This is a genomic window from Crocosphaera sp. Alani8 (assembly GCF_038442745.1).
Lineage (GTDB): Bacteria > Cyanobacteriota > Cyanobacteriia > Cyanobacteriales > Microcystaceae > Crocosphaera.
The window spans coordinates 1-10,167 of the sequence record NZ_JARVCN010000109.1; the positions used below are offsets into that span (position 1 = coordinate 1).

The 10,167-nt window shown below is 38.5% G+C and carries 11 protein-coding genes and 1 pseudogene; 2 read left to right on the top strand and 10 right to left on the bottom strand.

All coding sequences use genetic code 11. The features are described from left to right. The 6 genes and pseudogenes from P9B04_RS07705 to sppA all read right to left on the bottom strand — a co-directional run. Positions 1-307: pseudogene (locus tag P9B04_RS07705) on the bottom strand (hypothetical protein); the annotation flags it as partial. A 144-nt stretch (positions 308-451) separates the two neighbouring features. Continuing rightward, entirely contained in the window at positions 452-1,174 is a 723-nt protein-coding gene (sfsA, locus tag P9B04_RS07710) for a DNA/RNA nuclease SfsA (protein WP_342054411.1), read from the bottom strand. Between the two features lie 119 nt (positions 1,175-1,293). Then, entirely contained in the window at positions 1,294-2,100 is an 807-nt protein-coding gene (gene proC / locus P9B04_RS07715; protein ID WP_342054412.1) for a pyrroline-5-carboxylate reductase, read from the bottom strand. A gap of 77 nt (positions 2,101-2,177) precedes the next feature. After that, positions 2,178-2,762 carry a cell division protein SepF gene (locus tag P9B04_RS07720; RefSeq protein WP_342054413.1) on the bottom strand — a complete coding sequence of 195 codons (585 nt, stop codon included), beginning with the start codon at positions 2,760-2,762 and terminating at the stop codon, positions 2,178-2,180. A 247-nt stretch (positions 2,763-3,009) separates the two neighbouring features. Further along, positions 3,010-4,152: a DNA replication/repair protein RecF gene (recF, locus tag P9B04_RS07725; protein WP_342054421.1), complete on the bottom strand. Its 1,143-nt coding sequence runs from the start codon at positions 4,150-4,152 to the stop codon at positions 3,010-3,012. 223 nt (positions 4,153-4,375) lie between these two features. Next, positions 4,376-6,166, bottom strand: a complete 1,791-nt coding sequence (sppA, locus tag P9B04_RS07730) for a signal peptide peptidase SppA (protein WP_342054414.1) — start codon at positions 6,164-6,166, stop codon at positions 4,376-4,378. 229 nt (positions 6,167-6,395) lie between these two features. On the opposite strand from sppA, the gene P9B04_RS07735 reads away from it, so the two are divergent. Beyond that, a complete protein-coding gene (locus tag P9B04_RS07735; RefSeq protein WP_342054415.1) occupies positions 6,396-7,076 on the top strand; it encodes a TIGR00266 family protein in 681 nt (226 codons plus the stop codon). A 15-nt stretch (positions 7,077-7,091) separates the two neighbouring features. Here the strand turns inward: P9B04_RS07735 and P9B04_RS07740 are convergent, their stop codons facing one another. Beyond that, positions 7,092-7,742, bottom strand: a complete 651-nt coding sequence (locus P9B04_RS07740; protein WP_342054416.1) for a GGDEF domain-containing protein — start codon at positions 7,740-7,742, stop codon at positions 7,092-7,094. Positions 7,743-7,824: 82 nt separating this feature from the next. Further along, on the bottom strand, positions 7,825-8,316 hold the full coding sequence (locus tag P9B04_RS07745; protein ID WP_342054417.1) for a GAF domain-containing protein: 492 nt from the start codon (positions 8,314-8,316) through the stop codon (positions 7,825-7,827). Between the two features lie 124 nt (positions 8,317-8,440). On the opposite strand from P9B04_RS07745, the gene P9B04_RS07750 reads away from it, so the two are divergent. After that, positions 8,441-9,124 (top strand): hypothetical protein, encoded by a 684-nt coding sequence (locus tag P9B04_RS07750; protein WP_342054418.1) that lies wholly within the window; start codon positions 8,441-8,443, stop codon positions 9,122-9,124. Positions 9,125-9,158: 34 nt separating this feature from the next. Here the strand turns inward: P9B04_RS07750 and P9B04_RS07755 are convergent, their stop codons facing one another. Together P9B04_RS07755 and P9B04_RS07760 are read right to left on the bottom strand one after the other, a co-directional pair. After that, the gene (locus tag P9B04_RS07755; RefSeq protein ID WP_342054419.1) at positions 9,159-9,623 is read right to left on the bottom strand and encodes a universal stress protein; all 465 of its coding nucleotides are present in this window, start codon (positions 9,621-9,623) and stop codon (positions 9,159-9,161) included. Positions 9,624-9,756: 133 nt separating this feature from the next. Beyond that, a complete protein-coding gene (locus tag P9B04_RS07760; RefSeq protein ID WP_342054420.1) occupies positions 9,757-10,062 on the bottom strand; it encodes a PEP-CTERM sorting domain-containing protein in 306 nt (101 codons plus the stop codon). Between the last annotated feature and the right edge of the window lie 105 nt (positions 10,063-10,167).

Here is a 10,167-nt window from a genome sequence, read left to right on the forward strand (position 1 = left end):
CTTTGTCCCCTAACTTTCGGCGAGTCCCCCCAGACTTTTTGAGAAGCTTCTCTTCTGCGTTGTCTCTCATTTGTTTAGAAAGTTCTCGTAAAATCGTCTGACTTCCTAACACTGGAGGTTCACTAAGTAGATTTTCTGGTGCTAGTTGGATTTCATAGTTAGAAAAATCATCCCCTGTTACCTCTGCTTTTCCAAAGCGTAGGTTAGCGAGTCCATCGTCACTGAAGTTACTCCCAAAGTCAAACCCTTGTTCTGAGTTTTTTGAGGCAATTAGATTTCGATTAGTTCCAAAGTAAATTCTAGTCATAGCAAATTCTCTTCAAGTTCGCTATTTGAATAGTCCCAATATTTGGAGTAATAAAAACTACATATACACAATTTTTATTATTATTTTTTGTGAAAAAATTTGAATAAATGTAATCAAAAATTTAGCTATTTTTAATATGAAAAGTCAATTTTCTACTTCTGCTAGTCCTAAATAACGAATTCCTTGGGGTGTAACATCAAAGCGACAGGGTAAAATTGTTACTCCTTTTTTAACAGCTTCCCGAAATAGTTTTCCATACTGCGGATCGTAATCATCTGCAGGAGAAAAGCGATCGCAGTCTCCTCGGTTAATAAAATATAACATCATCGGTTGGGCAGAGGGTAACAAATCCATTAATTCTCGTAAATGTTTTTGTCCGCGAGTAGTTACGGTATCAGGAAATAGGGCGATCTTATCTTTAGCTAAGGTAGTGTTTTTAACTTCTAAATAAATCGGGTTTTCTCCTGATTCATTATTTAAGAGAAAATCTATTCTACTTTTCTTATCTTTTCCGTAGGGAACTTCTGAACGAACTTGATTATATTTTCCCTGTAAAGGGGGAAGTTTTTCTTGTTCTAAAATATGTTTAATAACTCGATTTGGTAAGGAAGTGTTAATGCCAACCCAGGTTTTTTCTACTTTGATTAATTCCCAACTATAGGCTAACTTTCGCTTAGGATTATTACTCTTAGATACATAAACCCGACTATCAACCTTACACACCCCAATCATTGGCCCAGTATTGGCACAATGTGCAGTGATCAATTCCCCTGATTCTAATTCAATATCTGCTAAAAAACGCTTGTATCGCTTTTTCAAAATACCAGGAATTAGGGGAGGATAAGTGTAAATAAAATCAGTATCCATCTTCGGTTATTAGTTATCATTTATCGGTTTTAAACGGATAGTTAATTTTGCTGAAAACTCTTCCTTTAAAGAAGAATTCAGCACTAAACTTTACTTATTTATTATCCATTTTTAAAAACTTATTTCCCTAACTCTTGCGATCGCCTGTAAGCCGCCTTAACAGCTTCGATTACAGCAGAACGAAAGCCTTTTTCTTCCAACTTGGCTACCCCTGCAATGGTGGTTCCCCCTGGACTGGTGACGTTATCTTTTAACTGGCCAGGGTGCAACTCGGTTTCTTTGATTAAGGTGGCGGTTCCTAACACCGTTTGGATAGCCAGTTTAGTAGCGATGGCCCGAGGTAAGCCGGAAGCAACTCCACCATCGGATAAAGCTTCGATCATCAAGGCTACAAACGCGGGGCCAGATCCGGATAAACCGGTCACACCATCCATTAATGACTCAGAAACCTCTACCACTTCTCCCACTGCCCCAAAAATAGAGGTAGCTAGGGTTAGATGGGAAGGTTTAACCTGGGTTCCAGCTGCGATCGCTGTCATAGCAGCCCCTACTGTAGCCGGAGTGTTAGGCATCACCCTAATGACCGGAAAGTTAGGAAATGTCAGTTCTAGGCGACTTAAGGGGGTTCCTGCTAAAATCGACAGGATTAGGGGATAGTTTCCTATCTCATCTAAGGTTAACTGAGAAATAACCTTATCTAGGATTTGAGGCTTGACGGCTAATAATAGGGCTTCAGCTGCCTCTAAAGTCTCTTGGTTGTTGCTGGTGACCTTTACCTGATAGGTTTGGGCTAAAAAGTCCCTTCTGTCCCCTTGGGGTTCACTTACTAATAAGGAGTCTGGGGGGTAAAGTTGAGACTGCAAAAGACGGGTGAGTATTGCTTCCGCCATCACCCCGCCTCCAATGATACTCAGTCTAATAGACACAAGTTTGCGATGGTAATGTTGTTAACTGAAAATATTAAGCGATCGTTGCGTTGCGAAGGAAAAGCCAGAGGAGTTTCCTACTGAACTAAACGGTTAACATCAGCCCCCCAGTTAGCCATAGGGGAGGGGTTGCGGGATTGGTTGGTGGGAATTTCAGGGACATCGTGAACTGTGCCAGAGAGGTTACTTACTTTGACGCAGTTAGGTGTAAAAAGGAAAATACTTTCCCCGATGCGTTCTTGATGTCCATCGATAGCATAGGTACCACCAGCAACGAAATCAACAGCCCGTTGTGCTTCTTCGGGTTCCATTACATTGAGGTTAAGAACCACAGATTTACGTTCGCGAAGGGTTTGAATGACTTGGGGCATTTCATCGAAGGAATGGGGTTCAACCACCACAACTTCAGCAATATTGTTAATTCCAGGCATAGCGACTACATTACCTTTGTTGTTTCTCGTATTTAGTTCTGCATTCAGATTAGATGCCATTGGCTTACTCCAAGAACGGCGTTCAACTTCTTGAGTGGCGGGAGGTGTTACTGGTTCTTCTACCTCAAAGTCCGAGTTACCGTCGATTTCAACGTAGTTGGGATCATCGTATTCAGAATCGTCTTCAATAGGTTCTGTAATGGCCCAGCGTTTTAGTTTATCCAAAATCATCTTGACATCTCACTGAATTTACAAAGCGTTATTAAGGAGGGGGGTTTCTGGTAAGAAATAGCTTTTTTAGCTTCCTAATCTAATAGGATTATGGGAAGTTTATATCCTATTGATCTGCTGCTTATTGCCCTAAGACTTTTATTATAAGAAAAATAACTTACTTTATGAAAGAGTTAACCTTTCTTATTTCGGGTTTGCGCAGCTTTCTCATCTAGTCGTTACTGCCTTCTCAGATGTTCCCAGAAAATTATACTTGAAAAATTTTTCCCTGCTCAACTTTCATAATTTGAGAGGATTTTAACCATTGGGTATCAAAAGAGTGCAAGTAAGTGGTGGTTATTAGGGTTTGAAAACGTCCTTGAATTACCTCCAATAGCTGATTTTGCCGGTTAGGGTCGAGTTCTGCTAAAACGTCGTCTAGGAGCAGTAGGGGGGGTTCTCCGATGACATCTTCTATCAATTGCAATTCTGCTAGTTTAATGGCTAAAACCAGGGTTCTTTGTTGTCCTTGAGAACCGTAGGATTTAGCGGGGGTACTATTAATAGTGAATTCTACATCGTCTCGATGGGGACCAACTACGGTGGTGGCTAATTGTTGCTCAGCTATACGACGCTGCTCTATTTTCTCTAAGAATGCTTGTTGTATTTGTTGGGGTTCTTCGCTATGGATCTCAATGTTGGGTAAATAGTTAATTTCTAAGAGTTCTTTCCCATTACTAATCTCTTTGTGCCAATTTTGTGCTAACGGGATGATTCTTTCAATGACGCGGTTTCGCCGTCGAGTCACTCTGGTTCCTGATTCAGCTAATTGTTGATCCCATAGTTTTAGTTGGGACATTTCAGCGGATAGATTGTTAGTATTGTCTGGATCTTCTACGGTTTTACGAATTACTTTTAGTAAGGCGTTTCGTTGACGTAAAATTTTATAGTATTGATGAATGATGGTGGCATAAACTGGTTCTAATTGAATTAAAAGGGTATCTAACCAACTGCGACGGGTTTCTGGGGAACCTCTCACTAATTCTAAGTCCAAACAAGAAAATTCGACTGCGTTAATATGACCTAAAAATTCTAGATGACGGCGTAGGTTTTCGTGGTTTAACATTAAACTACGTCTTCCTGGCGAACGCAGGGTAATTCCTAGTTGAGATTCCCCATAGTTACGTTCTACTGTTCCTAGTATTTGTCCTGTTTTTTCCCCTTCTAAAATTAGGTCACGATCGCGATTGGTGCGATGGCTTTTTAAGGTTGCTAAGAGTTCTACTGCTTCGAGTAAATTGGATTTTCCTTGGGCATTATTTCCTAATAAAATTGTTTTTTGCGACTCTAATTTAAGACTTTGCTCGTGATAATTACGAAAAGCATATAAATGAATATTTTTCAAGTACATTTTGATATTTCCTTCAATGGCGGAACAGCCAATAAAAAACAAGTTATAGTTTACCTTTTTGATGTTATTGTTACTTACTATAGCGTTTCTCACACTCATGAGGTACACCCAATATTTAGGTTCTAACTCCTGACTCCTGTGCGATAGCGCCGGAACGGAGTGAGGAACTCCTGACTCCTAAAACTAGAAAAATTTGTACCTCACAAATATGGGAACTGCTATATCAATGCAACTGCCAATTAAAGGGAAGAATAGAATAAACCCCTCGGGGATCGTTGAAGTTTTGAATATGTTTTAATTCTTCTTGAAATTTAAAAAATTCTCGGGTCAAAGGATCAGTAGAATTATTACTAATTTTGATATCTTCATCTAAGGTTCTCCTCATAAATAATTCTGCAAATCCTTGGGAGGTAGGATAGGATGTAACTTGCCAATCTTCCCCTAATTCGGCTTTTTCTACTGCGTGATTAATGGCTGTGTCTAATCCTCCAAAACTATCCACCAAGCCAATTTTTTTCGCTGTTTCTCCGGACCACACTCTACCTTGGGCAATGTTGGCAACCATATCTTTGCTTAAGTTACGAGATTTGGCAACTTTTTCGAGGAATACGTCATAAACTCGGTTAACTGATGCCTGGTAGATGGCTAGTTCTTGGTCTGTTTTTGAGCGGGTTACTGTTCCTAAATCGGCAAATTTTGCTGTTTTAACAACATCCCAGGTAATTCCGTTATTGCTGGCAATTTCTTCGATATTAAATAAGATGCCAAACACTCCAATGGAGCCAGTGATAGTATTAGGTTGGGCAAAAATATGTTCTCCTCCTGTGGCTATCCAATACCCTCCAGAAGCGGCTACATTACCCATAGAAATAATCACAGGTTTTTTCTCTTGAATTAACTGAACTTCTCGTAAAATAACGTCTGATCCCGTAGCACTTCCTCCAGGACTATTGATACGGATAACTACCGCTTTTACTTGTTCATCTTCTCGAATTTTACGCAGTATTCTCGCAAAACGGGCTCCCCCGATTTGTTCTCTATTTCCTATTCCGTCAACAATTGTCCCTTCTAAATAAACGACGGCAATTTTATTACTAGAACTATTATTATTTACTCCGGTAACTGGAATACTTGTGTAGTTATTGAACGAAACTTGTCTCAGGGATTTGTCTTCATTTTCTGTGATTTCTTTTAAAATTGAAACAGCTTGATCTCTATGACCTACCTGATCAACTAATTTCAGTGTCTCTGCTTCCTGGGGGGATAAAACACCTTTATTGTCGGCAATAGTTTGTAATTGATTGGCTTTTATTTTTCTACTTTCCCCTATTTGCTGAAGATAATTATCCCAGATACTACCCAGTAAAACTTCTAATTGTTGCCGATTTTCCGGACTGAGTTGGGTTCTGGTATAAGGTTCTACCCCTGCTTTATATTCACCTACTCTTACCACTTGTACACCAATTCCGTACTTATCCAATGCACCTGTCCAAAATAAGGGTTCAGTTCCTATACCATTTAATTCCATTAAACCCATAGGATGGATAATTAAGGTGTCTGCTAATGAGGTTAAATAATATTCTTGTTCGCTGATAGTAACATCGTAAGCAATGATTTTTTTGCCACTCTCTTTGAATTCTATTAATGCTTCTCTAATCTCTGCAAAACTAGCATAACCACTGCCTCCGCTTGCGTTACTTCCGTCTAAGAAAATAGCTTTTATTCTATCGTCTTTACTGGCTTTTTCTATGTTTTTAACAACCTGAGTTAAGGTTAACACTGAGTTATTTCTCTCTGATAATATGTCCCCAAGATTAACGATGGGTTCTCTATCTCTAATTTCTGTGGAAAGATCCAATACTAAAACTGATTTATCTTTGATAGTTGGTTCTGTGTCTACACTGGCTAAAGTAATTAATAGTATCACTAAACTGCTAACCCCCAAGGTAGCAAATAAAAATAATCCCGCTAACGTTCCAATAATACTGGCAAGGGTTTGCTTAACAAAGTTCATCGTTTAATTAATTGATCTAAAATAGAGTTTTTCTTTTTAATTTAACATTTTCCTAGAAAATGTCGTACAGCAACTATTATATAACATTTGTTTCCCAGATGGCATTTAAAGAAATAAGTTAATTATTATTGTTCTATAGTAAACATTAAAATGATCTTAAAAATTTTCTTATGTGAGTACATTTAATTTCATAGTATAAAAATAACCCACTGAATTTATCTAATAACCAATGCAGTATAAAATCCACGGAACCCTTATGCCAATTCTCGAAGCTTATCTAATGATAGGGGAGTCTATTTATACGGAATCTGGGGGAATGGCCTGGATGAAAGGAGACATAGAAATGAAGACTAATACCAGAGGTGGACTAATGGCAGGTATTGGTAGAGCATTGTCAGGAGAATCCCTATTTATGACCAGTTATTGTTGTAATTCTGGTCAAGGAATGGTAGCTTTTACCACAGAAGTTCCTGGGACAATTTTGGATTTTCAATTAATGCCTGAACAAAGCTTAATTTGCCAGAGGGATGCTTTTATGTGTGCTGAAGAAACTGTAGAAATAGGGTTACATTTGCGCCAAAAACTAGGTGCTGCTTTATTTGGAGGAGAAGGATTTATTTTACAGAAAATAACTGGCCCAGGAAAAGCATTTTTAGAAATTCCAGGAGAAATGCAGACTTATGATTTAAAACGAGGAGAAAACCTATTAGTTGATCCTGGTCATGTTGCTTTGTTTGAACCTACAGTTGATTTTAAAATCGACAGGGTTAAAGGGATTAAAAATGTTTTGTTCAGTGGAGAAGGTCTATTTTTGGCAAAATTAACGGGGCCTGGTAAAGTATGGTTACAAAGTATGACCCTAGCTAATCTTGCAGGGAAACTAGCTAAGTATATACCTTCTAAGAGTTAGGAGAAGGAGGATCAACTAGTTGACGCAAACCTGATTTTGAAGAGTAGTTAAGGTCGGTCTTTTTGCTAAAACAACTCGATCTCGACCTTGTTTTTTAGCCTGATATAAAGCTTTGTCTGCCTCATCTAATAGCTGTCTGGGGGACGTTTTTTGAGAAGGGACTACACTAGTAACTCCTAAACTAATTGTTACGTATTGACTCACTTTCTGGTTAGCTGAAGGCAGCTTTAATTGTTTGATTGCTAATCTCATTTTTTGAGCAACATGAATCGCCCCTTCAACTTCAGTATTGGGTAAAATAATGACAAACTCTTCTCCCCCGTAACGGGTGACTTTATCTGCCGGACGTTGTAAAATACTCTCGAGACTATGAGCTACTTTTTGTAAACAGTAGTCTCCTTGAAGATGGCCGAAAGTATCGTTATAGGCTTTAAAAAAATCTACATCGCAGACAATTAAAGAAAAGGCTTGTTTTTCTCTGGCCATACGTCGCCATTCTTGGTCAAGATAGTAATCGAAATAATGTCGGTTAGGGATCTGGGTTAAACGGTCCTGAAAAGCAATTTCTTCTAATTTTTGATTAATTTTATTGAGGTGTTGATAAAAGTGATCTTGTTGAATGGAAATAATTAATTGAGTAGATAATATAGCGTTTCTCGGACTCATGAGGTACACCTAACTTCTGCCTCCTGCCCCCTGCCTTCTGCCTCAAAGAGATAACTTCTGTACCTCACAAGTATGGGAACTGCTATAAAGATAGAAAACCTAGTTCTGAAGATGTCCATTGATGCGGACTAGAACACTGATGAACGATTATTAATCCCCATAAACTCTTATCTGTTTTTGTTTGATGGTTAGAGTGGGTTACGGGATAAATACATTTTGCCTGGTTTTCATTTTGACGAATGGGAACAATAATTTTTGCTTTAACGTCATATAACCTATCAAACTTCATCATTCTAAAGGATTGCTTGCTTTCCTCTTGTACCTCAGTCTGGGTTACAACACTTCCTAGTTCCCAAGCTTCAAGGTCCATTGGGGTAACAAATTGACCTATATGATGATTGAGTAATGTTTTCCAAGGCCCTTGTTTGTACTCCTCGATTACTACTATTTCTCCTGACTCCATTACTTGAGCTATGAGAACCCTGTCTGCTTGAAGGAATTGACCAATCCCGTTAACAGTGGTTCGTAATATTTGTTTTAGGGCAAAAGATTGAGGAACTGGAGGTGTGGACACATAAGGTGTTTGGAATGAAGGTGCAAAGTCAGTCTCAGTCTTTTCAGGCGGGTTTTTCTCAACGCTGTAGGGTGCTTCTTGTTCGCAGTGTCGGCAAAACCAGTTTATTGAGCAACAAATAATTATGAAATTTTCTAGGTTATTTTTGGGTTTATGTCTGCTATTAGTAGGCTTAAACCCTATTCCTATTGAAGCACAAAGCGATCGCACAAGACGCATTCAATTTGATTCCGGGGAGATTTCAAGCACCGTCGAAGATGCAGTTATCAGGGGAACAAAGGATATTTATTTATTAAGGGCGAATAAATCACAAATCATGACTATTTCCTTAACTTCTTTGGAAAATAATGCTGTCTTCGATTTAGTTTCTCCTAACAATACTCTTCTTAAACAAGAAGTTACTAAGACAAACCTTGTCTTACCGATTAATGGAGACTATAAAATCATTGTGGGGGGAACAAGAGGCAATGCCACTTATAATTTATACGTTGAAGTTTACGATAATGTCAGGCAACAAAGATTAAGAACTGAAAATTTTAACATTGTTCTGCGATCGCATTGTTTTGAAGGTGCAGTTACTTGTGATCGTGTTTCATACGAAGGAACAAATATTAACACAGGAGACAGCATACAATTAGTTGGTAAAACTATTTTTAAAACTTGCGCTGATGGTGTCACACCTTGTCGCTCTTTGGGTTATGAATTCCTTAATGGTGAATACGTTTATGTTGTTCATAACGATGGCGTACTTTTGGTATATCAAGGAGAAAATTTAATTTTAAGAGAGGAGGGAACCTGGCAAGATTGATATTTTTTTAGCTGTAGAAGGGGTAGGGAAGATGTCAAGATTGTACGATATGGACAGAACAATGAGAACGATGGATGACGTAACTACTAACACTACCTAATATGATTTCGCTGGCTATAGAATTTCCTCTACGTCCGATAATAATTAATTCAGCTTGCCATTCCCTAGCAACATCACAAATAACTCGGCCAGGGTTCCCATTTGCTTGCCGCAACTCTGCTTGAATATTATTCTCTTTGGCTCGTTTTGTCCATGCTTCTAATTGTTGTAAACTTTCCTGTTGATATTGCTGCCAATCTGCTTTAAATTTTTCAATCAAATCAATACTATAACTACTAGCGTAAGGAACAAAACCAATGGGGCTATCCTCACCATTTTGAGACAAAACATGGAGTAACATTAATTGTCCACGAAATCCCCGAGCTAAAGTCAGAGCTACTTCAATTACTTGTTCGGCTATGTCAGAATTATCAACAGCAACTAAAATTTTATTGTACATTGGAGAACTTTATCTAAATTAGGGTTGAAGAATATGTTGTTAGGAACTACAGAAGCTGGCATCTGGCTTTAATCAGATGCCAGTTTCTGTATTATAGTTGCAGGAATTTTTCCACTCAGCCTAGACTAATCTACTAATGATCTTTTCGTTTTAATCGAGAAATACCTGCAATACTTGCTAAACCCATTAAAGCGATCATAGAACTAGGTTCAGGTACGGTTCTGGGTCGGTTTCCTCCTTCATCAACGGTAATTATATCTAACTCGGTAGCAACAATCCCACCATCAACCAGTGCGTAAACAGGGAACTCGTAATCTCCTCGTTCTAATGCGTTAAAGGTGAGGTCAAATTCAAAGGTTCTTTCTACAGAGCGGTCAAAATCACCTGTATAAGAAATAGGGCTAGAAATCAATTCTAAACCATCAGGAACTTCGCTCAAACCGAGCGAAACAGTGCTGTATTCATTGATAGTAATCTCAATAAGATCGATGATATAGCAATCAGGAATGAGGTGTGAGAAAATGAAAGAATAGTAAATCTAGAC